Origin of the sequence: Pseudomonas sp. S12(2018), assembly GCF_024355235.1 — a bacterium.
In the GTDB taxonomy this organism is placed as follows: Bacteria; Pseudomonadota; Gammaproteobacteria; order Pseudomonadales; family Pseudomonadaceae; genus Aquipseudomonas; species Aquipseudomonas palmensis.
Genome location: NZ_QLAD01000013.1, coordinates 22,946 through 47,611, shown reverse-complemented (window position 1 = coordinate 47,611; position 24,666 = coordinate 22,946). Strand labels below are relative to the sequence as shown.

Sequence of the window (24,666 nt, the reverse complement as noted above, 5' to 3'; positions counted from 1 at the left end):
TGGTGGCACCGGCGGTGGCGGTACGGATGGCGGCGGTGGCAACAACGGCGGTGGCGGTAACAATGGCGGCGGTGGCAACAATGGTGGTGGCGGCAACAACGGTGGTGGCACGACCTCGACCACGGTCGTCGGCCAGGTGGTGGCCCAGGTTGGCAGCGGCGTGTCGGGCGTGGGCACGGGCGTGTCCGGCGTGGGCAACGCCGTCAGCGGCGTACCGGTAGTGGGCAGCACCGGTGCCGGCGACCTGGTGACGGCCACCGGCAACGCCGTCACCAGCATCGGCGATGGCCTGGGCAAGGGCCTGGGTACGCTTGGCACTGGCGGCAATGCCCTGGGCGAGACGGTCAAGGGCGTGGGCAACGGGGTGTCGGATATCGGCGGCGGGGTCAAGTCGGTGGCCAGCAGCCAGTTGATCGAACAGATACCCGTGGTCAACGGTGTGGTGGACAAGGTCGGCGACGTGGTGGTGATGCTTGGCGATACCCTCAGCACCCAGAGCACCACCGGCAAGCTGGGCAACCTGAACCAGCAATTGAGCAACCAGGTGGTCAAGGTGGTGTCGCTGGTGGAAGGCGCCACCGGCAAGGTGGGTGATGCCACCGGGGTGGGTGCACCGGTCAGCGGCCTGTTGAACAAGGTTGGCAGCGCAGTCGACGGGGTGGGCGACAAGGTCGCCAGTGCCGGCAACGGCAACCCGCTGACCACCGCCGTCGGCGGGCTGGTAAGCCATGTCGGCACGGCGGTCGGCACCAGCGGTGGCCTGGTCAACACCGGCACCGGCAGCGGTGGCAGCGCCCCCGGTGCGGGGCTGCTGGAAACCGCCGGTGGCGCCGTGGCGGGCCTGGGCAGCGGGCTCGGCGCCGGCAGCAGCAACGGCCTGCTCGACGCCGCAGGCAGCACGGTCAACAAGATGGGCCAGACCGTGGCCTCGCTGGGGCCGGTACTGGGCGGCAATGGCGTGGCCAGCGTGCCGGCCGGGGTGCCCACCGCTGCGTTGGGCAACAGCGTGGGCGCTGGCCTCACCCCGGTGGTGAGCGGTGTGACCAGCGTTACCCAGCAGGTAGGCGCGGCAACCGGCATCGGTGCGCCGGTCAACGGCCTGGTCACCCAGGTGGGCAGCGCAGTCAGCGGGGTGGGCAATCAGATTGCCGCGGCCGGCAACAACCCGGTCACCACCCAGTTGGGGGCGACGGTCAATGCCGTGGGCGGCACCGTGGGCCAGGTCGGTACCCTGGTCAACGGCAACGGGCAAGGGGGCGGCGGCGTGGGCGGTCTGCTCAATGGCCTGACCACGGGCCTGAAAGGCGGCCTCGGGGGTAACAAGTAACTAAATGGCCATCATCGATTAGACGATTTTACGGGCAACACCTACGCTTGAGGCTGACGAGGGAACCGTCTTTGGTTCCCTCGTATTTTTCAGGATCATGGAGTGTCCTATGCGATCGATGTTCGTCGCGTTATTGGGTCTGTCCTGGGTGGCTTCGCTGCATGCCGAGCCCCTGCCGAGCTTCCTCAACAGCAACGAGACCGAGCGCAAGCTGCCAGCGCCCAACCTGCCCGCCGATGCCTTTCGCCCCGTCACTCCCCAACTGAACCTGCCCGCACCGGATGCCGGCCAGCAGCCACAGCCGCTGCTGATGGGCACGCGGGTGCGCGTGCAGCGGGTGCGCATCGAAGGCGGCACCATCTACCCGCTCAGCGAACTGCGCGACAACTACCAGGGCCTGCTCGACCGCGAGGTGACCCTGGGCGAGCTGATCGAGGCCACCCGCCGCCTCACCCAGCGCTACCAGCAGGATGGCTACCTGTTGTCGTATGCCTACCTGCCGCCGCAGGACTTCGCCGAAGGCCGTCTGCGCGTGGTGCTGGTGGAAGGCTACATACGTGATTACGAACTGCAGGGCGATGTGGGGCCGGTGTCGGCCTACCTCGACAAGCTGGTGGGCAAGCTCAAGGCCGAGCGCCCGCTCACCCGCAAGACCTTCGAACGCTACACCGCGCTGATGAGCCGGGTGCCGGGCCTGACCTTGCAGGCCCAGGTGCCGCCGCCGGGCACCACCGACGGCGCCACGCGGCTGATCGCGCAGGCCTCGCGCAAGCCGTTCACCAGTACCTTGAGCCTCACCGACGGCAGCCGCGACGACACCCAGGCGCTGCTCGGCCTGAACAGCAACGCCCAGACCGCGGTGGCCGAGCAGTTGAGCTTCAGCGCGCTGTTCCCGCCGGGGCAGGATGACGAACGCTACTACCGTCTCGACTACTCGCAGTACGTGGACGCCGAAGGCACCCAGCTCAATCTTTCGGCCTCGACCTACCGCAGCAACCCGGCGGCGCGGGTGCGCCTGGAGAACGGCATAGACCTCAAGCAGCACCGCGAGAACGACCGTTACTCCATTGGCCTGAGCCAGGCGCTGATCGCCTCGAGCAACGAATGGCTGAACGTGGCAGCGCGCTTCTATGCGGTGAACGACAGCACCGACTACCGGGTGGTCGGCCTGCCATTGAAGGTCAGTACCCGCACCGATGTGCGCGCTTTTGCCTTCGAGGCAGACTGGAGCAAGTCGGACGCGCAGCAGCTGCGCATCCTCAGTGCCGGTGTGTACCAGGGCCTCGATCACTTCGGTGCCAAGACCGACAGCGACTACGACCTGGACTTTTTGCGCCTGCGCCTGTCGGGGGTGCAGAGTGACCGGTTCTTGCAGAACTGGCAGGGGGTGGCATCGGCGGCGCTGTACTGGACCGACGACAGCCTGCCCGACAGCGAGCGCGCGGTGTTCGGCGGGCAGAACTTCGGCCGCGGCTACCCCAGCGATCAGGCTTCCGGCGACAAGGGCTGGGGTGCGGCATACGAGGTCAACTACAGTTTCAAGCGCGATGGCAGCTGGCTCAAGGTACTGCAGCCGTACGTGGTGGTGGACGCCGCGCGTACCTGGTTCAACGAGCTGGCGGTGCGTGATTCACGATTGTCGTCGGCGGCGCTGGGGCTGCGCTTTGGCGATGCGCGCTACTACAACATCTCGCTGGAGGCGGCCAAGCCGATGTCGGATATCGCGCTGGACAGCTTCAATCGGCGGCCACGGTACACGTTGAGTTTCAGTTACCAGCTGTGACGACCGATCGCGGGTCAAGCCCGCTCCCACAAGGTACGCGCACTACCTGTGGGAGCGGGCTTGACCCGCGATGGCCGCGTGGCGGCCAGGCGTTACTGAACCAGTTGCAGGCGGGGCTTGGGGAACAGGTTGTCCAGGGTTTCCAGCAGGCGCAGGTGGTAGATCGGCTTGCGGAACAGGTCGAGTACCTGCAGGCGCAGCAGATCGCTGACCGCATCCATGTCGGCATGCCCCGAGGTGACGATCACCGGCAGGTGCTGACGCGCCGTGTGCTCGCGCAGGCGCCTGATCAGCGAGATGCCGCTCTCTTCCGGCATGTTCAGGTCGGTGATCACCAGGGCAATGTCGGGATGTCGCGTCAACTGCTGCAGGGCGAGCTTGACCGAGGTTGCCGTGTGACAACAGAAGCCCTCGCCCTCCAGCAGCTCGGCCAGCTCCAGCAGTGCGTCTTCTTCGTCATCCACCAGCAGCAGCTGTTGACGTGAGTGGGAAGCCGGCATGTTCAGTTCCTGTCATCAGGCTGAGGGCAGGGCGGCGACGATGTCGTCGAAGACCTTTTTCACCCCGCCCCCCACATCGGTCGAGACCCCGATGATCACCACGGCCACCATGGCGGCCACGATGGCATATTCGATACCGGACGCGCCGTCCTTGCGATGGAAGAACAGCTTGCAGTGCTTGAGGATGCGGGAAAGGACCATGGTACTTCTCCTTGCGCCACAGGCGCGGGTAATGGGGCCCGGAAACGGTGATTCCCCTTTGCCATCACAGCATCGTCAAGCGGTTCGAAACCGGCAAATGTAAGAAGGCATTAATACCAAAGTAAGGGTGTCAACGCTGGCGCCAATAAGCTGTTGTTTTCAGGGGGTGTCGGGTTTCGGACCGAAAAAAAACTGACGGGTAATGGCGTTTTGTCCTAGCTGCGCTACCGTCAAATAGCGAAATAGTTACTTGCAACTTCATGTTTGCGGGCCAGTTCGCACACCGCGCGGCCGAAGGGATGTTCAGGCAGAGGGAGCGCCGACATGAGCAGTCGCATCACCATGATCTTTGCCGTGCTGTTCCTGATCGGTGCCGTGCTGGCAGGTTACTGGGGGCTGGTGCTCAGCCGTGCATCCGAGGCACCGGAGCCCCCGCAAGCGGGGGCGCCAGGGCCGGCCGGCCCGGCTCAGCCGGTGGACCAGGCCACGGAGGCTGGCACCGACGCATTGCGCAAGCCCGTGCTGGTGCTGCGCCGCGACGTACCCGCCTACACCGTGCTGACAGCCGAGGATCTGAGTGTCGAGCGCCTGCTGGTGGCCCCGGCCGGCAGCTTCCAGCGCCCCGAGCAGGTGCTGGGCCGCACCAGCTGGCGGGCCCTGCCTGCAGGTACCTGGCTGGAGGAGAGCAGTTTCGAGGCCGGTGGGCCGCTGGCGCGCATGATCCACCCCGGCGAGCGCGCCCTGGCGGTGGCGGTGGACGAAGTGGTCGGCGCCGCCGGACAACTGCGCCCCGGCGACTACGTGGATGTGCTGCTGTACCTGCGCGAAGACAACCTCAACCCGCAGGCCTCGGCCCAGGTGGCCGTGCCAGCCTTGCGCCTGCTCAGCGTGGGCGAGCAACTGGGGCTGGCCAACGATGGCCGCCCGCCGGAGGCCGACACCGATGCCAAGGCGGCCCAGGAACAGCGTCGCGCCATGGCGCGCACCGTGGTGCTGGCGGTACCTGAAGCCCTGGCCAGCCGCCTGTTGCTGGCCGCCCAGGCAGGCAGCCTGCGCCTGGCGGTACGCAGCGCCGAAGAGAAACGCCTGGCCAGCTACTGGGCCGACCCGCAGGCCGCTGCACCGCAACTGGACAACGCCAACCGCGACCTCTTTCGCTTCAGTCAACTGGCCATGACCCCGGCCGCAACCCCGGTTGCAGGCCAGGTGCCCAGGCACCAGATGCAGATCATTCGAGGCCCCCAGGCTTCAACGCCCACCCCCTGATCGAAGCAAGGATGCCCGTTGATGAGCAGTCGTTCCGAGCTGATGTTCAAGCGTTCCATCCTGACCCTGTTGTTGCTGGGGGGGCCGGCTGCCCATGCCCTGGCGGCGCCGTCGGGTTGTGCCGGGCTGAGCCCGGTGCCGGCCAGCATCGAGCTGGACCAGGGCCTGCAGCAGGAGATCCGCCTGCCGGTGCCGATCACCCGGGCGGCGGTTGGCGACCCCAACATCGCCGATGTGCAGGCCAGTGGCGAGCGCGGCGTGGTGGTCAGCGCCGTGGGCCCCGGTGCCACCAGCCTGATGCTGTGGACCGCATGCGCCAGCGTGCCGCGCCAGAGCATGCTGTTCATCAAGGGCCGGGCCACTGCCGAGATGGCCGACAGCGCCTTGCCGCCCAGCCTCGACCCCTTGCTGCCGAGCCAGGTGCAGGCCGATATCCGCTTTGTCGAGGTCAGCCGCACCAAGCTCAAGGAGGCCGGTACGCGGCTGTTCTTCAAGGGCTCCAACAACTCGCTGTTCGGTTCGCCGGGCAGCGTGCCCAACACCACGGTGTCGCCGGGCTACGTGCCGGGTGCGGTGACCAGCCCCGATGGTGGCGGCGTTGGCGGGCTGGTCAAGGTGCGCCCGAGCATCCCGCTGAACAACGATGTGTTCAATATCGTGTGGGGCGGCGGCAGCAGCCGCTTCCTGGCGGCCATCGATGCGCTGGAGAGCAGCGGCTTCGCCTACACCCTGGCGCGCCCCAGCCTGGTGGTACTCAGCGGCCTGACCGCGAGCTTTCTGGCCGGCGGCGAAATCCCCATTCCGGTGCCCAGCACCGGCAGCGACACGGTGACCATCGAGTACAAGGAGTTCGGCATTCGCCTGGCGTTGTCACCCACGGTGGTCAGCCGCGACCGCATCACCCTCAAGGTGGCGCCGGAGGTCAGCGAGCTGGACTACAACAACGCAGTGCGCATCGCCGGCGTCACCGTGCCGGGCCTGACGGTGCGGCGCACCGACACCAGCGTGTCGCTGGCCGATGGCGAGAGCTTCATCATCAGCGGCCTGATCAGCAGCAGTGCGCGCTCGGCGGTGGACAAGTTTCCGGGCCTGGGCGACGTGCCGATCCTGGGCGCGTTCTTTCGCCAGTCGTCGATCAGCCGTGAGGAGACCGAACTGCTGATGATCGTGACCCCGCGCCTGGTGCAGCCGCTGGCGGCCAATGCCAAGTTGCCCGAGTTGCCCGGCGAGCGCCTGCGCACCTACGACCCGAGCTGGGGGCGTCTGTTCTTTCTCGAGAACGGCAATTTCGAACAGCGCAGTGGATTGAGCCAATGAGCCAGAGCCTGAGCCAGACCTTCCTTGCGATCACCCGTGACGACGGTGACCTGCAGTGGCTGAAAACCGCCCTGGCGCCGCTGGGCCAGGTGGTGGGGGCCGGCAGCGGCAGCCTCGACGAACTGCTCGCACTGGTGGATGTGACCTTCGCCAACCTGGTGTTCGTGGGCCTGGACCGCGAGCAGGTGGTGAGCCAGTGCGCGCTGATCGAAGGGGTGCTGGAGGCCAAGCCGATGCTGGCAATCGTTGCCCTGGGCGATGGCATGGACAACCAGCTGGTGCTCAATGCGATGCGCGCCGGTGCGCGGGACTTCGTCGCCTACGGCTCGCGCTCAAGCGAAGTGGCCGGGTTGGTGCGCCGCCTGAGCAAGCGCCTGCCACCGGTGACCAGCAACCCGCACCTGGGCGGCCTGACGGTGCTGTACGGCACCCAGTGCGCCAGCGACGGCGCCCTGCTCACCAGTCACCTGGCGCGGGTTGTGCAGGGCAGTGGTCAGCAGACCCTGTTGCTGGACCTGGGCCTGCCCCGTGGCGACAGCCTGGCGCTGCTGGGGCTGGAGGCCTCGTTTCATTTCGGTGATGCGCTGCGCCACCTGCGCCGCCTGGATGCCACCCTGATCGACAGCGCGTTCGCCCGCGAACCCTCGGGCCTGCGCCTGCTGGCCTATACCGACAGCGACGAGGCACTGGAGCGCACCAGCGCGGCCGAGCTGTACATGCTGCTCAGCGCGCTGCGCCAGCACTTCCAGCACATCGTGGTGAACCTGGCCGGGCAGCCCGACAGCGAGCCCTTGCGCACCTTCGTCAGCCATTGCGACAAGCTGATCTGGTACACCGACCAGAACGTGCTGGACTGCCGGCGCAACCTGGAGGTGCTGACCCTGTGGCGCGAAAAGGGCATGAAACTGGAACACGCGAGCCTGCTGGTGGACCGCTACCTGCGCAGCGTGGCGCCCGACTCCGACGCGCTGGGCAAGCGCTATGGCCTGCCGGTGCTGGTGGTGCTGCCCTACAGCCCCGAGGTGCGCCTGAACGCCAAGAACCAGGGGTTGTCGCTGTTCGAGGTGGCCCCGCGCGAGTCCTTGACCCAGGCGCTCAAGGCCTTGGGCGAGCGGCTGGCACGACGTTCGGAAAGCCTGCAACCGAAGGCGGGCAACTGGATGAAGCGACTGTGGGGGCACAAGTAGATGAGCGGCGACGAGCTGTTCGGCGGCCCGCGGCAAAACCCGGGCAGCGACCCGCAGGGGCTCAAGCGGGCCTTGCACCGGCACATCATCGATGCCATCGAGGATACCGGCCTCAACCTGCTGGAGGGCGCCCGCCCGGCGCTGGCGCAGTTCGTGGTGGAGCAGGTGGGCGACTACATCGCGCGTCAGCACCTGGCCGTGTCGCGCTACGAGATGGAGCGCCTGGCCGAGGAGATCGTCGACGAGCTCACCGGCTTCGGCCCGCTTGAGGTACTGCTGCGCGATGCGGGCGTCACCGAGATCCTGGTCAACGGCCCGCACCGGGTGTTCATCGAGCGCGCGGGCGTGCTGCAGCAGACCGACCTGCGCTTTATCGACGCGCATCACGTGGAGCGTGTGATGCAGCGCATCCTCGCGCCGTTGGGGCGGCGCCTGGACGAGTCGTCGCCGATGGTCGATGCGCGCATGCCCGACGGCAGCCGGGTGAATGCGATCATCCCGCCGGTGGCGCTGGACGGGCCGTGCCTGTCGATCCGCAAGTTTCGCAAGGACATGCTCAAGAGCGCCGACCTGCTGGCCACCCGCGCCATCGACCAGGCGATCCTCGACTTTCTGCAACGAGCCGTGGGCAAGCGCTGCAACATCCTGGTCAGCGGCGGCACCGGCACCGGCAAGACCACCTTGCTGAACATCCTCAGCCAGTTGATCAGCCCCCGTGAACGCCTGGTGACCATCGAGGACGTGGCCGAGCTGCAGCTGGATCACCCGCACGTGGTACGCCTGGAAACCCGCCCGCCCAATGCCGAGGGGCATGGCGAGATCAAGGCCAGCGAGCTCATTCGCAACGCCCTGCGCATGCGTCCGGACCGCATCATCCTGGGCGAGATCCGCGGGGTCGAGGTGCTCGATGTACTGACCGCGATGAACACCGGCCACGACGGTTCGATGAGCACGGTGCACGCCAACAACGCGCAGGACGCGCTGCTGCGCCTGGAGACCCTGGTGGGCCTGACCGGTCGCCAGGTGGCCGAGAAGACCTTGCGCCAGATGATCTGCGCCGCGCTCGACGTGGTGATCCAGCTGGCTCGCCTGCCCGATGGCCGTCGCTGCGTGAGCGAGGTGCTGGAGGTGGTGGGGGTGCGCGACGACGTGTATGTCACCAACACGCTGTTTCGCCTCGACCGGCGCGGCGGCGACACCTTCCTGCGCGAGGCGGTCAACCCGGCCAGCGACAAGCTGCGCCGTGACCTCAACGATGCGGAGCCCGGGCCGTGAGCGGCGCGGTGTGGTTGTGGCTGGTGAGCCTGGTCATGTTCGGCATCTCGATGCGCCTGTTCTATATCAGCCTGCACCGCTCGGGCAACGAGCGCATTCTGCAGCGCCTGGGCCAGCGCCAGCAGGCCGCCGACAACAGCGGGCCACGTGGCCCCGACTGGCTCGAGCTGATGCTGTTGCGTGCAGGTTTCGACCGCCGCAATGATCGGCTGATGGCGTGGGTGGCAGGCTGGCTGCTGCTGGCCGTGTGCGCCGGGCTGTACGGCGGCTGGCCTGGCCTGCTGCTGGTGCTGCTGGCGGGGCCGTTGCTGTTGCGCCTGTTCCTGGCCTGGCGCTACCAGCACCGGGTACGCCGCCTTATCGAACAGTTGCCGGTGCTGCTCGACCATTGCGTGCGCAGCCTGAAGGCCGGGCGCACGCTGAGCGATGCGGTGCTGGGGGCCATCGATGCCTCGCGCGAGCCGTTGCTGGGGGCCATGCAGCGAGTCAAGCGCAACGTGCAGTTGGGGGTGAGCCTGGACGATGCGATGTCGGATCTGGCCGAACTGTATGCGCGCGAAGAGCTGCGCCTGTTCGCCCTGGGCCTGCGCATCAACCACCGCTATGGCGGCAATGCCAGCGAGTTGCTGGAGAACCTGATCAAGGTGATTCGCGAGCGCGAGCAGGGCGCGCGGCAGCTGCGCGCGATGACCGGTGAAACCCGCATCACCGCCGTGGTGTTGGCGGTGCTGCCGGTCAGCGTGGCCGGCTACTTCATGTTCAGCAACCCCAATTACCTGCTGACCATGTGGCATGACAGTGTCGGCCAGCGCCTGCTGTTCAGTGCCTTCGTGCTGCAGGCGCTGGGGTGTCTGGCGCTGTGGCGCATGTTGCGGAGTATCTGAGATGGCCTTGTTGCTCAGTGCGGTGTTGTTGTTTGGCGCGTTCGCCCTGCTGCTGGGACAGTGGCTGCGTCAGCGGCGCAGCCAGCGCCTGGTGGAGCAACGCCTGCAGGGGCGTGCGCCGGACGAGCCGGCACTGCGCGGCTGGTTGCAGCGCATGGGCGACAGCCGGCTGGGGCAACGTTCGCTGAACCTGGACGGCGAGACCCGCCAGTTGCTCGACCGGGTGGGTTGGCGGCGTTCGCGCCAGCGCTCGCTGTTCGCGGCCTGCCAAGTGGGCTTGCCGCTATGCCTGATGGGGGCGGCGGTGCTGGTGCAGGAGGTGTTCTTTCGCGAGAGCCGTTCGCCCTGGTTGTTCCCGCTGATGGGGCTGGGGTTGGGCTACCTGCTGCCCAAGCGGTTGCTGGCGCTGCTGGCGGCACGCCGTCAGCGCCAGGTGGCGCAGGAGGTGTCGACCTTCATACCGCTGCTGCGCATCATGTTCGAGTCGGGCCTGGCGGTGGAGCAGAGCCTGCGCCTGCTGAGCCTGGAGGGGCAGCGCCTGCTGCCGGTGTTGAGCGAGGAGTTGCGGCTGTTGCTGGCGCGGGTCGATTCGGGGTTGGCGCTGGCGCCGGAGCTGGAGAAGAGCGCGCAGTTGCTGGGGGTGGAGGCGTTCAGCGACACCTGCATCATCCTGCGCCAGTTGCTGACCCAGGGGGGCGGGGCGATGAAGTCGCTGCTGGCACTCAAGCAACTGCTCGATGACCGGCGCCTGACCACCTTGCAGGAACGGATTTCGAAGATGTCGGGAAAGATGTCGGCAGTGATGATGCTGTTTCTGTTCCCGGCGTTGCTGATCGTACTCGCCGGCCCGGGCTTCACCGCCCTGGCCAGGGCATTCGGGGCTTGAGAGGAGTGGACGCAATGAAGGCATGCATCGCGGCGCTGGGGTTGTTGTTGCTCGGTGGTTGCGCCACGGATGGCTCGGCGCCGTGGCTGGCCATGCCGGGCTCGACGGCCAGTTGTGCCAAGCCCGATTCGAGCCAGGAGCTGTCGCTGAACATGGCCGACGAGATGCTTGCCGACGGGCGCCCGCATGCCAGCCTTGCGCACCTGGAGGCGCTGCCGGCCGATCTGGCCCAGGTGCGGGTGCGCAAGGCCAAGGTGCTGCGCCTGCTTGGACGCAGCGAGGCCGAGCCGCTGTACCGCAGCCTGCTTGGCGGGTGCCTGGCGGCCGAGGGTGAGCATGGGCTGGGGCAGATGGCGGCGGCCCGCGGCGACAACGCGCAGGCGCTGCAGCATCTGCAACGGGCCATGCAACTGGCCCCCACCGACGAGAAGATCCGCAACGACCTGGGGGTGGTGTACCTGAACCAGGGCAAGCTGGAGCAGGCGCGCTTCGAGTTTCTGACCGCAATCGAACTCAAGGACAGCGACCGTCTGGCGGCGGTCAACCTGGTGACCTTGCTGCTGTACCAGGACAAGTGGCAGCAGGCGGCCGACCTGGTGAGCCGGCTGGGCCTGAGTGCGGCGCAATTCAACGAAGCGCAGGCGCGCGCCCAACAACTCAAACCTGGCAGTGTGGCTGCCGTGCAGAGGTCGTCATGAACAGTCGGATACTGGTGATGCTGGTAGTGCTGCCGGGCCTGGCCCAGGCGATCGAGCCCGGGCCTTCGTCCAGGGCACAGTCGGCCACCGAGGCGTGGTTGCAGGTGCAGGCCAGCGGCGCGCAGGCCTCCAAGACCCCGCAGAGCGCCACGCCCAAGGAGCGCGACCAGAGCATGCAACGCTGGCTGGATACCTACAAATACGTGATTCCGGATTTCTTCCGGTGGGAGAAGACCAGCAATAGCGACAAGTGAGAGCGCATTGCACCAGCGGTGGGAGCAGCCCTATATCTGAGCGGATTCATCCGCGATCTGGCGCACAGCGGCAGCCAGGCCTGCGCCCCGGTCTGCCTGATATACCGTGCACTCGAGCTTAGCGACCGCTTCGCGCTCGATTCGCTGGCAAGCCAGCTCCCACGGCCTTTGGCCAGAAGCAGTCCTTGCACAGAGCGAAAACCCGTGGGAGCGGGTGACTCCGCTCCCACAAGAATTCGATCAATGCGCCGTGATGCGCTGACGCAGCGCCGAGGGGTTGGGCGCCAGCGCCAGGGCCAGCTGGGTGCGGTTGTGCATGTGGGTCAGGCGCAGCACCTGCGACACATACAGCTTCACCGTGTTCTCGGTAATGCCCAGCTCGCAGGCGATCTGATAGTTGGTCTGGCCCTTGCCCACCAGCCGCGCGACGTCCAGCTGGCGCGGTGACAGCTGGTCGAAGATCGCCGGCATGCTCTCGGCTGCCGTTGCATCCTCGCCACCCAGGCCCGTGCCCACCACCTGCTCGCGGGCCTTGCCCAGGTCCTGGTAGAGGTCGTCGATGGATTCGGCCAGGTACTGCAGCTTCTGGTTGAGGTGGCCCAGGTGCTGGAAGTTCTTCTGGCGCTCCAGCAACGCGGTCTCCTGGCGCTTGAGCCCTTCGAGCAATTCGGGGAGGTCCACCGGCTTCTGGTAGTAGTCGGCGAACCCTTCGCGCAGCGCCTTGATCACATCCTGCTTCTCGGCCCGCCCGGTGAGCATGATCGCCTCGAAGATCCGCTGCTTGCCGGCAATGGCCTTGAGCGCCTTGACCAGCTCGATGCCGTCACGCTCGGGCATGTGCAGGTCGCACAGCACCAGGCCGATTGCCGGGTCTTCGGTAAACCGCTCGATGGCCTGCTGGCTGCTGTGGCACGGTACGCACCGGTACCCGCTGCCCTCGATGAATTCACACAGCTCTTCGACGATCAACTGCTGGTCGTCGACGATCAACACCTTGAATGGACTCACTGGCTTGTTCACACGCAACTCCCTGCTGACGTGCCCTTCCTGGTACGGCCATGACGCTTGTGGTATCGAGGGGCAGTGACTAGAAAAATAGACGCAGTTGGCGGCTATGTACAACGTATGTACAGCAGGTTAGACGGGTTGTTCGATCAATGGATCCATACCGCAGCCAATAAAAAGCCGGCCAGCACGAAGGGGGCGAAGGGCTGTTTTTTTGACGCTTCTTCGATCACCTGCCTGAAGCGTTGCTTAACCTTCTGACTCAGAAGGGACCACAGCCAGCGGCGGCTGAGCAACCAGATCACCACCGCCACCCCGGCACCGATGAAGGTGCCCAGTAGGTACATCCGATCAGTGGCAAGCGCCAGCGCACCCAGCAGTTTCACATCGGCGGCGCCCAGGCGCCCGAGCATGTAGCCGGGCAGGGTCAGCAGCATCACGATCAGCAGCGCCCAGCCACCCTCGCTGGCATCGGCGCCGATCCAGGTGTGCCCGGTGATGAAGAGATAGGCCAGGGCGCAGGCTGCGGCGCCAAGGGTCAAGGTGTTGTTGATCTGCCTTTCTCGGGCATCCTGTTCGGCACACAATGCGAGCCACAGCAGCAGGACGATGCTTTGCATAGGCGAAATGCCATCCCTTGGTCGTGATTGATTCTATGCTTGATTGCGGGTGTCATTGTCAGGGTAGACGCGATCATGAAAGCAGGCCTTGCAAGACGGCAAAAAGGTGCGGCGGCGATCGAATTCGCCGCCGTGTTCGTGGTGTTCTTCGCGGTGTTCTACGGGGTGGTCAGCTACGCCCTGCCACTGCTGATGCTGCAGTCGTTCCACCAGGCCAGCAGCGAGGCGGTGCGTCGCTGCATGGCGCTGGACCCGACCAGCGCCACCTACCGCACCGATGTGCCGGCACTGGCCCGCGAGGTACTGGCCCAGCAGTTGGCGTGGATGCCGGGAACGCTGAAGTTCCAGCCCGGCACCGACGCGGTCGTGACCCTGAGCAACACCAACCTGCTGACCGTGCGCATCAACTACGCCAAGGCCCGGCTCACGACGGTGCTGCCGGTGCTCGACCTGCCGGTGGTGGGCGAGGTGCCACGCCTGCCGGCAACCCTTGGCGCCACCGCGAGCCTTCAGCTTTGAGCGGTGGCCACGGCCTGTTCGATCGCTGGCGCGGGCGCCCGGCCGCCGCGGTGGCCGCACCGCAGGCCCCGGTACCGGCGGCGGTGGGCCTGCAGCTGTGGCTCGATGACAAGGGCCGCGTGCTGCGCCTGGGCGGCCCGCTGCGCAGTGCCCTGGCGCTGCCCGCGCAGGCTGCTGCGCGGGTGCAGGACTACGTGCAGGCGCACAGCCTGCTGGTGCTCGAGGGCGAGCCCGCCGACTGGCAGGCACAACCGCTGGACCTGGACTTCAGAACCGCCAATGGCAGCACCCTGCACACCCGCGGCTGGTTGCTGGCCCAGGGCGAGGACTGGCTGTTGCAGTTGTTCGATGTGGGCGATCTGCTGCAGCAGCGTCAGCAGGGCCAGGATGCCCGGCGCCAGCAGCAACTGGCCCGCCAGGTGGGCGCAGCACTGCGCGATTGCAGCCTGGAGCGCCTGCCCCAGGTGGCCGCCGAGCAGTTGCAGCGCCTGGCCTGGCACTGGCGCATGGGCTGGGCGGCGCTGCTGCTGCGCACCCCCGGCGGCTGGCAGACCTTCGCGCGGGATGCATCGAGCGTGCCCTGGGCCGACGATGCACGCCTGAGCGCGGTACTCGACCGCCTGCCGTCGGGGCGCGTGCTGTGCAGCGCCGAGTTTCCGGCCTTGCAGGTGCTCTGCCCGACTCACGCACTGTATGTGGTGGGCCATGCGCAGCAGCATCAGGCCCAGGCCTGGCTGCTGTGCGCGGACGAGGGCGGGCAGGCCCGGCCCGAGGCGGCCCCCCTGCTGCTCGATGCCATGGCCGAGCCGCTGCTGGCGCGCCTGGCGGGCGACCGGCTGCAGGCCAGCCAGCAGCGCCTGAACAATGTACAGGGGTTGCTCGGTGCGGGCTGGTGGGAGTGGTCGCTGCACGAGCCCTACCTGCACCTGGCACCGGGGCTGGCGGCCAGTTTCGGCGTGAGTGCGCAACTGGCGCTGCCGGCCTGGTGGGCGCTGCTGCACCCGGCCGACCGGGAGGCGGCGCAACTGGCGTTCGAGGCGCTGCAGCGCGAGGGCTGCAGCCTGCAACTGTGCGTGCGCCTGCAGGCCGCGTCGCTGCGCTGGTACCGCATCTGTGGCGATGTGCACGGGCAGGGGCAGCAGCGACGTCTGCAGGGTTTCATGCTCGACATCAGCGATATCAAGGCCCAGGAGCAGCAGGCCAGTGCCGCGCACGCACGGCTGGACAACCTGATCGCCAGCTCGCCGGCAGTGATCTATATCCAGCGCTATGACGCCGGCGCGCTGCAGGCCGAATTCTTCAGTGCCAGCCTGCAGCCGCTGCTTGGCTGGACGCCCGCTGCCGACCTGCAACCGGCGCACTGGGTACACCCCGACGACCAGGCGCTGTGGCTGCAACGTACCCGCGACCTGCTGCGCCAGGGCCAGGTGCGCAGCCGCTACCGCCTGCGCGATGCGCAGGGCATCTACCACTGGGTGCTGGATGAAGCGCGCCTGCTGCGTGACGACCTGGGCCTGCCGGTGGAAGCCGTGGGTATCTGGCTCGACGTGACCGAGGCGACCCTGGCCGCCCAGCGGGTGCGCGAGAGCGAGGAACGTTACCGGGTGCTGGTGGAGGACTCGCCGGCGATGATCTGCCGCTACCGGCCCGACCTGACTGTGTTGTTCGGCAACCGCCCGCTGGCCGACTACCTGGAGTGCCTACCTGACCAGTTGCCTGGGAGCGACCTGGGGCAGTGGATGTCGCCGGCCCAGCGCGAGGCGTTCGTGCAGCGCCTGGCCGGCCTGACCCCGCAGCAGCCGGTGAGCAGTGCCGAAATCTGCCTGGAGCTGCCGGGGCGCGAACATGCCTGGTGGGTGTGGTCCGACCGCGGCCTGTTCGATGAGCAGGGCCGTCTGCTGGAGGTACAGGCGGTGGGGCGCGACAACACGGCGCTGCGGCGCAGCCAGCAGCAGCTGTTGCAGAGCGCGAAGATGGCCACCCTGGGCGAAATGGCCACCGGCCTCGCCCACGAGATCAATCAGCCGTTGAACGTGATGCGCATGGCGGTGGTCAACGCGCTCAAGCGCCTGGAGAACGGCGACGTGCAGGTGGAATACCTGCAGGACAAGCTCAGGCGCATCGATGCGCAGGTGCTGCGGGCCTCGAAGGTGGTGGACCACATGCGCGTGTTCGGGCGGCGTTCGGAGGTCGAACAGCAACTGTTCGAGCCCTGGCAAGCGGTTGAGGGTGCCGTGTCGTTGCTGGCCGACGGCCTGGCCGGCAAGGGTGTGGCGCTGAACCTGGGCCCGGCGCTGAGCGGCTGCCATGTGCGCGGCCATGCCGATCAGCTGGAGCAGGTGCTGATCAACCTGGTGGTGAATGCCCGCGACGCCTTGCTGGGCCGGCGTGAGGCCGACCCGCAGTTGCGCCCCTGGATCACGGTGGAGGCCGAGCCGGTGGCGGGTGGGGTGCGCCTGCAGGTGCGCGACAATGCCGGCGGCATTGACCCGCGGCTGCTGGAGCGGATTTTCGAGCCGTTCTTCACCACCAAGCCCAGCGGCGTGGGTACCGGGCTGGGCCTGTCGGTGAGTGGCGGAATCATCGAGGGCATGGGCGGGTTGCTCAGCGCACACAATGGCGCCGAGGGTGCGTGTTTCGTGATCGAGCTGCCGGTTCAGAGCATCAGCTGAGCGCGGTTGCTGCCGCAGGTGAGATTGGCACCGACCTCGACATGGTTGAGGTCGATGCCCAGACCCTTGAGCAGGCTGTTGAGGATCGGGTCCAGCAGGGGGCTGAGCAGGTTTTCGATGACCGGATCCAGCAGCTTTCTCACGCTTGTCAGCAGTTCGTCGGCGACTACCAACAGGCTGCCCAGCAGGTTGCCGTTCTGGGGGCGGTAGACCTGCAGCTCGATGCCGTCGACCGTCGTGGTGAGGCTCTGCAGGATGTTGGTCGCCTGGCTCGTGTTGTACGCGGGCGGTTTGCCGATATCGGGCGGTGTGGTGCTGTTGACTGCGCTGAACAGAAGGTCGACGTTACTGCTCTTGAGCAGCGCAGTGTCGATCTTTATGCCGACGCCACCCCCGGTGAATTCCTTGTGCGGACCACATATCAGCAGCAGGCTGCAGGTGCGTGTGCCGATATCGATCAGTGGCAGGGGATACACGGTTGGGCTGCTGTTGAAGTTGCTGGCCGGCACGATCTTGCCCAGCTTGAGGTCGAGTGCGGCGCTGTCGGTGCGTGCAGTCAGGCTCTTGCTGGCCCCGCAGCTGTAGTCGGTCACGTAGCTGCGTGCCTGCGCGACCTCCAGGCTGATGTCGATGGTGGGTGAGCCGAAGGGCACGATGTCGCCTGCCTCGCATGGCCCCACTACGCACAGCAGTGCGGTGATGGTGCCCTTGAGGTTGAGCCCCAGCAGGTTGCTGACTGCAGAGGTCAGGGGCGAGGCAATCGTGGAAATGGCGCCAACCAGGCCACCGATGCCGCTCAGCAGCCCCATGTTGATCGACACCATGGCGCGTATCTGCGCAGTCTTGACCATGATCTGGTCGCTGCCCAGTGGCGCGGCCTTGGCCTTGACCGGGTTGCCGACTGCAGAGAACTGCGGCGGCTCGACGACCTTCAGTTTGATCGAGCCGGTGAGTAGGCCAAGTACGCTCAGGGGCAGATCAACCACCGCTGCACTTTGCTTGTTGGCCAGCAGGATCACGGCCTGCAGCAATTGGAGCAGTTGCACGCTGGCATCCAGCCCTGAGGCGACTGTGCCGCTCTGAATATCGAGGATGCTACCCAGCTGGAGGTCGGTTTCGATATTGGCGGCGGCCAGCACCTTGCCCAGATCGGCGATGACTTTGGTCGTGGCGCCACCTCGTTGTGCCACGTAGATGGCTGCCTTGATCAGGTCCGTGGCCTTGAGGTTCTTGGCCAGGAGCTCGTCGTAGTGGCCGACGCCGACGCCAACATTCACGGCCAACTGGTCGATGTAGGCAAGCAGGTTGATGTCGACGTTGGCGATGCCTTGCCAACCGACGGCATCGAGGGTCGCCTTGCCGCCCAGCGGGTCGAGCAGTGCATTGAGCAGAGCGGATTTTCGCGAGTCGACCACGGCCAGCGTGGTTTGCAGACGCAGCATCGCCTGCGGTGGCTTGGGCAGCGAGGCCACCGCACTGGCGTGCAGGGTGGTGGTGGCCGGCACGGCGTCGCCGCTCAGCAGGGCCTGTACACCGGCGGCAATGCTGGTGGCCACGGCGCTGCTGGCACTGACCCGGACCGCTTCGCTCTTGCTCGGGTTGACGGTATAGGTGCGCCGGCTGCCGGCACCGGTCTGCAAGGTGCCGCAGGTGGTGGCCAGGGTATGCTTGGCGCCGGGCGCGAAGCCGTTGCGTGCGGCGCTGGCCTGGGCCACGGTCGCCGCCTGCGGGCCGCTGCCGGTGCACACCGCACTTTGCCCAGCCGCTTCGAGGGCGGCCATGTCGACCACCCGCTGCAGCGAACGCTGTTCCAGATAGAGCCGCCCGCTATCGATCACCAACAGGGCGAACACCAGCGCCAGGGCCAGTGTCAGGGCGGCCATCAGGCCGATCGCGCCACGCTGCCGGGTTGGGAATCGGGTAGCCACGAGCACTCCTTTGCCGGCACCAGGCCGTGCGCGAACGCATGCGTCAAAGAAGTGTAGTCAAGATAATGGCCAGTCGCCTTGAGGTGGCGACCGGCCATCGCCGGCTCAGTGGGGCGGGTAGTTGGCCAGTACCTTGGCCACGGTATTCTGGATCGCGGTGTTGCGCTCGGTGGGGCCGGGCGGGTAGTTGTTCATGATCTGCTCGGCGCTGCCGCGCCATACCAGCTTGCCGTCGCGGCTGTCGAACAGGTCGACCTGGATGGTGGCGACCTTGTAGTCGACGCTGCGGGTCTCGTTGTAGGCCGGGCCGCCCCAGTAGCCACCCCAGTAACCGCCCCAGGCACCGCCGTAGTTGGTGGTGATCTGCTGCTGGCGGTTTTCGACGATCAGGTAGGTCTGCACCTTGAGGTCACCCCTGGCGTTGCCCTGGGCCGGGCGCAGGCCACGCTGGTCGAGCTGTTCGCTGACGGCCTGACGGATGCGCTGCTCGGTGAGGTCGCTCTTGATTCGCGGGTCGTCCGGGCGATATTGCAGGGCCGGCTCCTGCCAGCTCCAGCTGCGGTAGGCCGCAAAGTCGCGGCTGGCATCGAAGTCCTGGGTGACGTTGTTGCTCTGGCAGGCGCCGAGCAGCGCCAGCAGAGCGAACAGGGGGAGTAGAGCGAGACGGCGCAGCATGATGATTCTCCGGTTGCCTTCAGCTTGGGGGGTAGCCATCCAGGGCCTTGTGCACGGCATCGCGCAGGGCGCGGGCGCGCTCGCTCGGTGAGCCCTGGCTGGTGGTTTCTGCGCTGGCGCTCCAGACCGGCTGGCCGCTGCCGGCATCGAACAGGTCCAGGCGCACCACCATCACGTCGACCTGGTAGGTGCGTATGATCGGCACGCTGCCATACACACCATAGCCGTTGCGATAGCCGCCGTAGCGGTTGTAGCCGATGCCCCCGTAGCCGTAGTTGTCATAGGGGTAGTAATCGTCGCGCACCTGGCGCAGGCGCCGTTCCATGCGCAGGTCGGCACTGACCAGCAGGTCGCTGCGGGTGTTGCGCGCAGGCCGCAGGCCGCGCTGGTCGAGGGCGGCGCTGACTGCGTCGGCAAGCTCGGCCGGGTCGCTGGAGGCGCTGCCGGCCGGGAGCTGGCCGTTGCGCCATGACCAGCTGCGGTAACGGCCATAGTCACGGGCTGGTGCCGGGTAGGCGCTGGCGTCGAAGGTGGTGGCCGCCTGGGGCGGGGCCGGCGGCAGCGGTCGGGAGCTGGCCACATACGGGTTGCTGCCCTGGCAGGCGGCCAGGGCCAGGCACAGCAGGCCCAGGATCAAACGGTACGGCATGGCAGTCTCCCGGCAGACACGGCTCGGTACTCAGCGTGGGTGGCACATCCAGTGCAGGTAGCGGCCCAGGCCGGCAAAGGCCGGGTGGCGGCGGTGCGCCAGTTCCATTTCGAGCAGGTCGAGCAGTTCTGCCTTGGCCTGGAACTCGACGGGCATGTAGTCGTGGAACACCCGTACACCGCTCTCGCTGTGTATATCCCACAGACCTTCAAGGTGCGCCCGGAGTTCGCGCGGATCAAGTGGTTTTTGCGGGGTCAGGCTCTGCTTTTCACCGGCCAGGCTGGCCCTGCGCAGTTTGCGGAAATGGCCCTTGAGCAGGTTGCGGTACACCAGTGCGTCGCGGTTGTAGAAGGCCAGCGACAGCAGGCCGTCGGTGCGGGTGAGCTGGTGCAGCACCGGCAGGATGGTCTCGGGTTCGGCCAGCCATTCGAGCACGGCGTGGCACAGCACCAGGTCGTAGGGTTCGGTGAGCTGGCCAAGCAGTTCCTGCCAGGGCGCCTGGATGAAAGTGGCTGGCTGGCCGGCGGCGGCGAAGCGTTCGCGGGCGCCCTCGAGCATAGGCGCGGCGGGTTCGGCCAGGGTCACCTGGTGGCCACGTTCGGCCAGCCACAGGGCCATGTGGCCCAGGCCCGCGCCGATGTCGAGCACGCGCAGGGGGCGGTCGGGCAGTGCTTCGGCGAGGTCGGCCTGGAGCACCGCGAGGCGGATGGCGCCCTTGGCGCCGCCGTAGATCTTTTCGGCGAAGCGGGTCGCCAGTGCGTCGAAGTGGCGGTCTTTCATCGGGCGAAGCGCCGTTCGCTGTCGGCCAGCTTGCTGCGCACCACCTTGTCCATGTCCAGGCCCAGTTCGCTGCACAGCAGCAACAGGTAGAGCACCACGTCGCCGACTTCCTGGCCGGCGTGTTCGAGCTGCTCGGGGGACAGCTGGCGCGACTGGTCCTCGCTGAGCCACTGGAAGATCTCCACCAGCTCGGCCATTTCCACGCTGGCGGCCATGGCCAGGTTCTTGGGGCTGTGGAAGCCGCGCCAGTCGTTGTTGTCGCGGATGGTGTGCAGGCGGGTGGTGAGTTCTTGCAGGTTCATGGGTGGGGGCTCTCCTCGTGCGGCGTAGCTTAGCGCGGGTCGGCGGGTTTTTCAGGGGATTGTGCTGGCCTGTTCGCCGGCAACGCCGGCTCCTGCAAGCCCTGTGTCAGGTGCATGGGGCCTCACTGCCAGAGGCTGGCCCAGGCCGACACCAGCAACAGCAGCGCCAGCCCCTGGTTGACCCGGCGCAGCACCACCGGCGAACCGCTCAGGCGCCGCGCCCCGCTGCCGAGCAAGGCCCAGCCACCCAGGCAGGGCAGCGCGATCACGAAGAACACCAGGCTCAGGTGCGTCACCTGCAGCAGGCGGTCGCTGGCTGCGGCATCGATGAACACGCTGGCCACCGCCAGCGCCATCATCCACGTCTTGGGGTTGATCACCTGCAACGCCGCCGCGCCCCACAGGCCGAGCCTGGCCGACGTCGCGCCCGATTGCTGCACCTGCACTGGGCTGCGAAAGATCTTCCAGGCCAGCCAGGTCAGCCAGGCCACGCCCAGCCCGTTGAGCAGCGGCTGCACTGCCGGGGCCCGGAACAGTGCCTCGCCCATGCCACTGCCCACCAGCCAGACGATCAGCGCGGCCCCTGCACCGGCCCCCAGGATGATTGGCAATGCAGCGCGCAGGCCATGGCTGGCGCTGTTGCTCAGTACCAGGAAATTGGTCGGCCCGGGGGTGATGGACGCAACGAAGGCAAACAGCATGAAGGCCAGCATGGGCAGGCTCCTTGGTAGAGGGGCTTGCATGCTCGCGTGTTGGCGCGCGTCAGTCTGGAAGCTTTGTGCAGCGCCTGCGGTACTGTGCCGGGGTCATGCCATAGGCGCGCAGGAACCAGCGCCCCAGGTGGCTCTGGTCGGCAAAGCCCAGCGCTGGCGCCACCTGTGCCGGGCTCGACCCTGCCGCCAGCAGCCGGCGTGCATGGGCCAGGCGCAGTTGCACCAGGTAGGCGTGGGGCGCCAGGCCGAACGCGGCCTTGAAGGCGCGGCTCAGACGAAAGCGGTCGATGTTGCACGCTGCGGCCAGTTGCTCGAGGCCGATGTCGTGGTGCAGGTGTGCATGCAGGTAGTCGCGTGCCCGCTGCGCCACCAGCGGCAGGCGCGGGTCGGGGTCGAGCCGGCGGCGCCATTGCAGATGCCCGCTCAGGTGCTCCAGCAACTGGTCCAGTGCCGCCTGGCGCACCATGCGCAGCTCCGGTTCGTGCAGCGACTGGAAGGCGCAAGCGGTGGCCGCTGCCAGGCGCGGGTCGCTGGCCAGGGTGTGGGCAAAACCGGGTTGGCTGGCGGGCGGGGCATGCTCGGTAAAGCCGCGCAGCTCGCGCTCCAGCCATTGCGGGTCCAGGTAGAGCATGCGGTAGGTGAAGCCCTCGGGGCTGAGCGCATCGCCGTCGTGCAACTCGCCGGGCTCGAGCAGAAACACCTTGCCCGGTGTGCTCTGGTGGCGGGCGCGGCGACAGGTGAACTGCTGGACGCCCTGTTCGGTCACGCCCACCAGGTAGCTGTCGTGCCAATGCGGATCATAGGCATGCCCGCGAAAATGCGCGCGCAGGGTCTCGATGCCGGTATCGGGCTCCTGGCGCAGGTCTATCCAGTTGCTGTTCATCGTGTGCTACCGGCAAAGAAAACCGTTATCGCCCGGTCCGTCAGGCAGGTCTAGAAGATTCGTGCAGCGTGTACCAACTGCCGGCCATGTGCACCAGGTCGCCGTGGCCCACCAGGCGGAACTGGCCGTCGGGTGCGACTGCGCTGCCCTCCAGCACCACTTCGCTGGGCAGGCGCACAGGCTTGTGAAAGGCCACGTCCACCTCGTAGCCGCTGAGCGGCAGGTGCCCGCGCAGCGCGGCCAGCGCCATGGCCTTGCTCCACATGCCATGGGCGATGGCCTGGGGAAACCCGAACAGGCGAGCGCTGAGCGCACTCAGGTGGATGGGGTTGTAGTCGCCGCAGACCTTGGCGTAGCGCCGGCCGATGTCGCTGTCGGCATACCAGCGGGTCAGCTCGCCCAGAGGCAGCGGTTCAGGGGTGTCGACGGCGGGTGGCTCGCCTTCGAGCTTGACGCCGCGACACAGCATGCGGCTGCGCTCGTGCCAGAGCAGCCCCAGGCTGTCTTCGGCTTCGGTCATCAGGTCGAAGGTCGCGCCCTTGGCGTGGGGCTGCAGGTTGTCGACGAACACGCTGAAGCGCAGCGTGCCGATGCCACCCAGCGGGCGCACCACGCGGATGCGGTTGTTCAGGTGCACCAGGCCCAGCAGCGGGAACGGGAAGTCGTCGGCGGTCAGCAGTTGCAATTGCAGGGCGAACGCCATCACATGGGGGAAGGTCGGCGGCAGGTGGCTGTCGTCGCCGAAGTGGCAGAGCTTGCGGTAGGCCTGCAGGCGCTGTGGATTCACGCCGATGGCGCAGTGCAGGCCGCTGGCGGGCAGGCTGTCGCCGGTGATGCTGCGCTTGCGCGCAGCCTTCAGGTACAGCCCGCTCAGCCCTTGCGTGCGGTGCAGATCGTGCCAGTGTCGGTCCATGCTCATGCCCCCATCACGGCCTGGCCGCATACGCGCAGCACCTGGCCGTTGACCGCGCCACTGCCGGGCTGTCCCAGCCAGGCCACGGCTTCGGCAACGTCCTGCGGCAGGCCGCCCTGGCCCAGGGAACTCATGCGTCGCCCGGCTTCGCGCAGGGCGAAGGGGATTGCCGCCGTCATGCGTGTTTCGATGAAGCCGGGGGCCACGGCATTGATGCTGGCACCCCGCTTGGCCAGCAGCGGCGCCCAGGCCTGGGCCAGGCCGATCAGGCCGGCCTTGCTGGCGGCATAGTTGGCCTGCCCGCGGTTGCCGGCGATACCGCTGATCGAGGCCAGCAGCACGATGCGTGCGTTGTCGTGCAGCGCGCCGCCGTCGAGCAGCGCCTGGGTCAGCACCTGGGGGGCCTTGAGGTTGACCGCGAGCACGGCGTCCCAGTGTTCGGGGGTCATGTTGGCCAGGGTCTTGTCGCGGGTGATGCCGGCGTTGTGCACGACGATGTCGATGCCCTCGGGGAGCGCTTCGAGCAGGTGCGCCGATGCATCGCTGGCGCAGATGTCCAGCGCCACGCTGCGCCCACCCAGGCGCGCGGCCAGGGCGTCGAGGTCGGCCTTGGCCTGGGGCACGTCGAGCAGCACCACCTCGGCGCCGTCACGGGCCAGGGTTTCGGCGATGGCGGCGCCGATGCCGCGGGCCGCACCGGTGACCAGCGCCTTGCGCCCAGCCAGCGGGCGCGACCAGTCCTGTACCTGGGTGGCGCAGGCGGTCAGGCGCAGCACCTGGCCGCTGATGAAGGCGCTCTTGGGCGAGAGGAAGAAGCGCAGCGCGCCTTCGAGCTGTTCCTGCGCGGCCGGGTCCACATACAGCAGTTGCAGGGTGGCGCCGTTGCGCAGTTCCTTGGCCAGCGAACGGCTGAAACCTTCCAGGGCCCGCTGCGCCACGCTGGCCAGCGGGTCGTCCAGCGATTCGGGCGCGCGCCCCAGGATCACGATGTGCGCACTGGCAGCCAGGCTGCGCAGCAGCGGCTGGAAGAACTCGCGCAGTTGCTTGAGCTGGTCGCTGTCGGTCAGGTGGCTGGCGTCGAACACCACGGCCTTGAGCTTGGGCCCCAGGCCCGCGACCCAGGCCGGCAGTTCGAGGCTTTCATCGGCATAGCTGTAGACCTCGTCGGTCAGGCGCCTGGCAAAGGCGGCCACGTTCGTCACCAGCGGCCCGCCGCCGAGCAGCAGGGCGCCTTCGACCGGGCGCAGCCTGCCGGCTTCCCAGCGCTCCAGGCGGGCGGGGGTGGGCAGGCCGACGGCACCGGCCACGCGCCGACCGAATGAAGAGTTGGCGAAGTCGATATAGCGGTCGCTCATGTGAACGTCTCCCGGAAATTAAGCACCAAAGTGTGGACCATGTTTCGCCTTCGGTCGTTCGACTGGCGAAAAAA

Annotated in this window: 25 protein-coding genes; 12 read left to right on the top strand and 13 right to left on the bottom strand. The window is 67.3% G+C overall.

Translation table 11 applies throughout. From position 1 onward, the window contains the following. The coding region (locus tag DN388_RS24290) for a collagen-like triple helix repeat-containing protein (RefSeq protein WP_255002558.1) at nucleotides 1–1,327 on the top strand (1,327 nt) is incomplete at its 5' end. A 109-nt stretch (nucleotides 1,328–1,436) separates the two neighbouring features. Continuing rightward, entirely contained in the window at nucleotides 1,437–3,110 is a 1,674-nt protein-coding gene (locus DN388_RS24285; RefSeq protein WP_043860928.1) for a ShlB/FhaC/HecB family hemolysin secretion/activation protein, read from the top strand. Between the two features lie 92 nt (nucleotides 3,111–3,202). Here DN388_RS24285 and DN388_RS24280 read toward each other — a convergent pair whose 3' ends face one another. Both DN388_RS24280 and DN388_RS24275 read right to left on the bottom strand, forming a co-directional pair. Next, nucleotides 3,203–3,610 carry a response regulator gene (locus tag DN388_RS24280; RefSeq protein WP_043860929.1) on the bottom strand — a complete coding sequence of 136 codons (408 nt, stop codon included), beginning with the start codon at nucleotides 3,608–3,610 and terminating at the stop codon, nucleotides 3,203–3,205. Nucleotides 3,611–3,625: 15 nt separating this feature from the next. Then, nucleotides 3,626–3,811: a Flp family type IVb pilin gene (locus tag DN388_RS24275; protein ID WP_043860930.1), complete on the bottom strand. Its 186-nt coding sequence runs from the start codon at nucleotides 3,809–3,811 to the stop codon at nucleotides 3,626–3,628. A gap of 324 nt (nucleotides 3,812–4,135) precedes the next feature. Here DN388_RS24275 and cpaB point away from each other — a divergent pair, with 324 nt between their 5' ends. From cpaB to DN388_RS24235, 8 genes are read left to right on the top strand one after another with little or no spacing between them, the layout of a single operon-like run. Then, nucleotides 4,136–5,077 (top strand): Flp pilus assembly protein CpaB, encoded by a 942-nt coding sequence (gene cpaB, locus DN388_RS24270; protein ID WP_255002554.1) that lies wholly within the window; start codon nucleotides 4,136–4,138, stop codon nucleotides 5,075–5,077. Nucleotides 5,078–5,098: 21 nt separating this feature from the next. After that, nucleotides 5,099–6,394, top strand: a complete 1,296-nt coding sequence (locus DN388_RS24265) for a type II and III secretion system protein family protein (RefSeq protein ID WP_054916708.1) — start codon at nucleotides 5,099–5,101, stop codon at nucleotides 6,392–6,394. After that, nucleotides 6,391–7,581, top strand: coding sequence for a pilus assembly protein (locus tag DN388_RS24260; protein WP_255002551.1), 1,191 nt, complete (start codon nucleotides 6,391–6,393; stop codon nucleotides 7,579–7,581). Before DN388_RS24265 ends, DN388_RS24260 begins: the two co-directional genes overlap by 4 nt. After that, nucleotides 7,582–8,856: a CpaF family protein gene (locus DN388_RS24255; protein ID WP_043860934.1), complete on the top strand. Its 1,275-nt coding sequence runs from the start codon at nucleotides 7,582–7,584 to the stop codon at nucleotides 8,854–8,856. Next, on the top strand, nucleotides 8,853–9,740 hold the full coding sequence (locus tag DN388_RS24250) for a type II secretion system F family protein (RefSeq protein WP_255002547.1): 888 nt from the start codon (nucleotides 8,853–8,855) through the stop codon (nucleotides 9,738–9,740). Before DN388_RS24255 ends, DN388_RS24250 begins: the two co-directional genes overlap by 4 nt. Before the next feature lies 1 nt (nucleotide 9,741). Further along, complete coding sequence (locus tag DN388_RS24245) at nucleotides 9,742–10,626, top strand: type II secretion system F family protein (RefSeq protein ID WP_078481558.1); 885 nt, start codon at nucleotides 9,742–9,744, stop codon at nucleotides 10,624–10,626. 14 nt (nucleotides 10,627–10,640) lie between these two features. Further along, nucleotides 10,641–11,324 carry a tetratricopeptide repeat protein gene (locus tag DN388_RS24240; protein WP_043860936.1) on the top strand — a complete coding sequence of 228 codons (684 nt, stop codon included), beginning with the start codon at nucleotides 10,641–10,643 and terminating at the stop codon, nucleotides 11,322–11,324. Continuing rightward, a complete protein-coding gene (locus DN388_RS24235) occupies nucleotides 11,321–11,578 on the top strand; it encodes a DUF3613 domain-containing protein (protein WP_088514179.1) in 258 nt (85 codons plus the stop codon). The genes DN388_RS24240 and DN388_RS24235 overlap by 4 nt, the downstream gene beginning before the upstream one ends. A gap of 240 nt (nucleotides 11,579–11,818) precedes the next feature. Here DN388_RS24235 and DN388_RS24230 read toward each other — a convergent pair whose 3' ends face one another. Together DN388_RS24230 and DN388_RS24225 are read right to left on the bottom strand one after the other, a co-directional pair. Next, nucleotides 11,819–12,598: a response regulator transcription factor gene (locus DN388_RS24230; RefSeq protein ID WP_255002544.1), complete on the bottom strand. Its 780-nt coding sequence runs from the start codon at nucleotides 12,596–12,598 to the stop codon at nucleotides 11,819–11,821. 134 nt (nucleotides 12,599–12,732) lie between these two features. Continuing rightward, nucleotides 12,733–13,203 (bottom strand): A24 family peptidase, encoded by a 471-nt coding sequence (locus DN388_RS24225; RefSeq protein WP_043860939.1) that lies wholly within the window; start codon nucleotides 13,201–13,203, stop codon nucleotides 12,733–12,735. A 75-nt stretch (nucleotides 13,204–13,278) separates the two neighbouring features. Between DN388_RS24225 and DN388_RS24220 the strand changes: the two genes are divergently transcribed. Continuing rightward, a complete protein-coding gene (locus tag DN388_RS24220; RefSeq protein ID WP_043860940.1) occupies nucleotides 13,279–13,722 on the top strand; it encodes a TadE/TadG family type IV pilus assembly protein in 444 nt (147 codons plus the stop codon). Further along, the gene (locus DN388_RS24215) at nucleotides 13,719–16,394 is read left to right on the top strand and encodes an ATP-binding protein (RefSeq protein WP_255002542.1); all 2,676 of its coding nucleotides are present in this window, start codon (nucleotides 13,719–13,721) and stop codon (nucleotides 16,392–16,394) included. The genes DN388_RS24220 and DN388_RS24215 overlap by 4 nt, the downstream gene beginning before the upstream one ends. Here DN388_RS24215 and DN388_RS24210 read toward each other — a convergent pair. The 9 genes from DN388_RS24210 to DN388_RS24170 form a co-directional block, all read right to left on the bottom strand. Beyond that, nucleotides 16,379–18,322, bottom strand: a complete 1,944-nt coding sequence (locus tag DN388_RS24210) for a pilus assembly protein TadG-related protein (protein WP_255002541.1) — start codon at nucleotides 18,320–18,322, stop codon at nucleotides 16,379–16,381. The two genes, DN388_RS24215 and DN388_RS24210, sit on opposite strands and share 16 nt — an antisense overlap. Nucleotides 18,323–18,427: 105 nt before the next feature. Beyond that, nucleotides 18,428–18,997 carry a DUF4136 domain-containing protein gene (locus DN388_RS24205; protein ID WP_123753268.1) on the bottom strand — a complete coding sequence of 190 codons (570 nt, stop codon included), beginning with the start codon at nucleotides 18,995–18,997 and terminating at the stop codon, nucleotides 18,428–18,430. A gap of 19 nt (nucleotides 18,998–19,016) precedes the next feature. After that, a complete protein-coding gene (locus DN388_RS24200; RefSeq protein WP_058540783.1) occupies nucleotides 19,017–19,646 on the bottom strand; it encodes a DUF4136 domain-containing protein in 630 nt (209 codons plus the stop codon). 30 nt (nucleotides 19,647–19,676) lie between these two features. Further along, the gene (locus DN388_RS24195; RefSeq protein ID WP_255002537.1) at nucleotides 19,677–20,426 is read right to left on the bottom strand and encodes a methyltransferase domain-containing protein; all 750 of its coding nucleotides are present in this window, start codon (nucleotides 20,424–20,426) and stop codon (nucleotides 19,677–19,679) included. After that, complete coding sequence (locus tag DN388_RS24190) at nucleotides 20,423–20,728, bottom strand: MazG-like family protein (protein WP_255002534.1); 306 nt, start codon at nucleotides 20,726–20,728, stop codon at nucleotides 20,423–20,425. The genes DN388_RS24195 and DN388_RS24190 overlap by 4 nt, the downstream gene beginning before the upstream one ends. Nucleotides 20,729–20,850: 122 nt before the next feature. Further along, nucleotides 20,851–21,441, bottom strand: a complete 591-nt coding sequence (locus DN388_RS24185) for a LysE family translocator (RefSeq protein WP_104572955.1) — start codon at nucleotides 21,439–21,441, stop codon at nucleotides 20,851–20,853. A gap of 49 nt (nucleotides 21,442–21,490) precedes the next feature. Continuing rightward, entirely contained in the window at nucleotides 21,491–22,324 is an 834-nt protein-coding gene (locus DN388_RS24180) for an AraC family transcriptional regulator (protein WP_255002531.1), read from the bottom strand. 40 nt (nucleotides 22,325–22,364) lie between these two features. Beyond that, complete coding sequence (locus tag DN388_RS24175; RefSeq protein ID WP_255002529.1) at nucleotides 22,365–23,237, bottom strand: MaoC/PaaZ C-terminal domain-containing protein; 873 nt, start codon at nucleotides 23,235–23,237, stop codon at nucleotides 22,365–22,367. A gap of 2 nt (nucleotides 23,238–23,239) precedes the next feature. Next, on the bottom strand, nucleotides 23,240–24,592 hold the full coding sequence (locus DN388_RS24170; RefSeq protein ID WP_255002527.1) for a 3-oxoacyl-ACP reductase: 1,353 nt from the start codon (nucleotides 24,590–24,592) through the stop codon (nucleotides 23,240–23,242). Nucleotides 24,593–24,666: the final 74 nt, after the last annotated feature.

Excerpts from the sequence above, each read along its gene's own strand:
- DN388_RS24285 (WP_043860928.1), top strand. The coding sequence starts at position 1,437 with ATGCGATCGATGTTCGTCGCGTTATTGGGTCTGTCCTGGGTGGCTTCG.
- DN388_RS24280 (WP_043860929.1), bottom strand. The coding sequence starts at position 3,610 with ATGCCGGCTTCCCACTCACGTCAACAGCTGCTGCTGGTGGATGACGAA.
- DN388_RS24275 (WP_043860930.1), bottom strand. The coding sequence starts at position 3,811 with ATGGTCCTTTCCCGCATCCTCAAGCACTGCAAGCTGTTCTTCCATCGC.
- cpaB (WP_255002554.1), top strand. The coding sequence starts at position 4,136 with ATGAGCAGTCGCATCACCATGATCTTTGCCGTGCTGTTCCTGATCGGT.
- DN388_RS24265 (WP_054916708.1), top strand. The coding sequence starts at position 5,099 with ATGAGCAGTCGTTCCGAGCTGATGTTCAAGCGTTCCATCCTGACCCTG.
- DN388_RS24260 (WP_255002551.1), top strand. The coding sequence starts at position 6,391 with ATGAGCCAGAGCCTGAGCCAGACCTTCCTTGCGATCACCCGTGACGAC.
- DN388_RS24255 (WP_043860934.1), top strand. The coding sequence starts at position 7,582 with ATGAGCGGCGACGAGCTGTTCGGCGGCCCGCGGCAAAACCCGGGCAGC.
- DN388_RS24245 (WP_078481558.1), top strand. The coding sequence starts at position 9,742 with ATGGCCTTGTTGCTCAGTGCGGTGTTGTTGTTTGGCGCGTTCGCCCTG.
- DN388_RS24240 (WP_043860936.1), top strand. The coding sequence starts at position 10,641 with ATGAAGGCATGCATCGCGGCGCTGGGGTTGTTGTTGCTCGGTGGTTGC.
- DN388_RS24235 (WP_088514179.1), top strand. The coding sequence starts at position 11,321 with ATGAACAGTCGGATACTGGTGATGCTGGTAGTGCTGCCGGGCCTGGCC.
- DN388_RS24225 (WP_043860939.1), bottom strand. The coding sequence starts at position 13,203 with ATGCAAAGCATCGTCCTGCTGCTGTGGCTCGCATTGTGTGCCGAACAG.
- DN388_RS24220 (WP_043860940.1), top strand. The coding sequence starts at position 13,279 with ATGAAAGCAGGCCTTGCAAGACGGCAAAAAGGTGCGGCGGCGATCGAA.
- DN388_RS24205 (WP_123753268.1), bottom strand. The coding sequence starts at position 18,997 with ATGCTGCGCCGTCTCGCTCTACTCCCCCTGTTCGCTCTGCTGGCGCTG.
- DN388_RS24200 (WP_058540783.1), bottom strand. The coding sequence starts at position 19,646 with ATGCCGTACCGTTTGATCCTGGGCCTGCTGTGCCTGGCCCTGGCCGCC.
- DN388_RS24195 (WP_255002537.1), bottom strand. The coding sequence starts at position 20,426 with ATGAAAGACCGCCACTTCGACGCACTGGCGACCCGCTTCGCCGAAAAG.
- DN388_RS24190 (WP_255002534.1), bottom strand. The coding sequence starts at position 20,728 with ATGAACCTGCAAGAACTCACCACCCGCCTGCACACCATCCGCGACAAC.
- DN388_RS24185 (WP_104572955.1), bottom strand. The coding sequence starts at position 21,441 with ATGCTGGCCTTCATGCTGTTTGCCTTCGTTGCGTCCATCACCCCCGGG.
- DN388_RS24180 (WP_255002531.1), bottom strand. The coding sequence starts at position 22,324 with ATGAACAGCAACTGGATAGACCTGCGCCAGGAGCCCGATACCGGCATC.
- DN388_RS24175 (WP_255002529.1), bottom strand. The coding sequence starts at position 23,237 with ATGGACCGACACTGGCACGATCTGCACCGCACGCAAGGGCTGAGCGGG.
- DN388_RS24170 (WP_255002527.1), bottom strand. The coding sequence starts at position 24,592 with ATGAGCGACCGCTATATCGACTTCGCCAACTCTTCATTCGGTCGGCGC.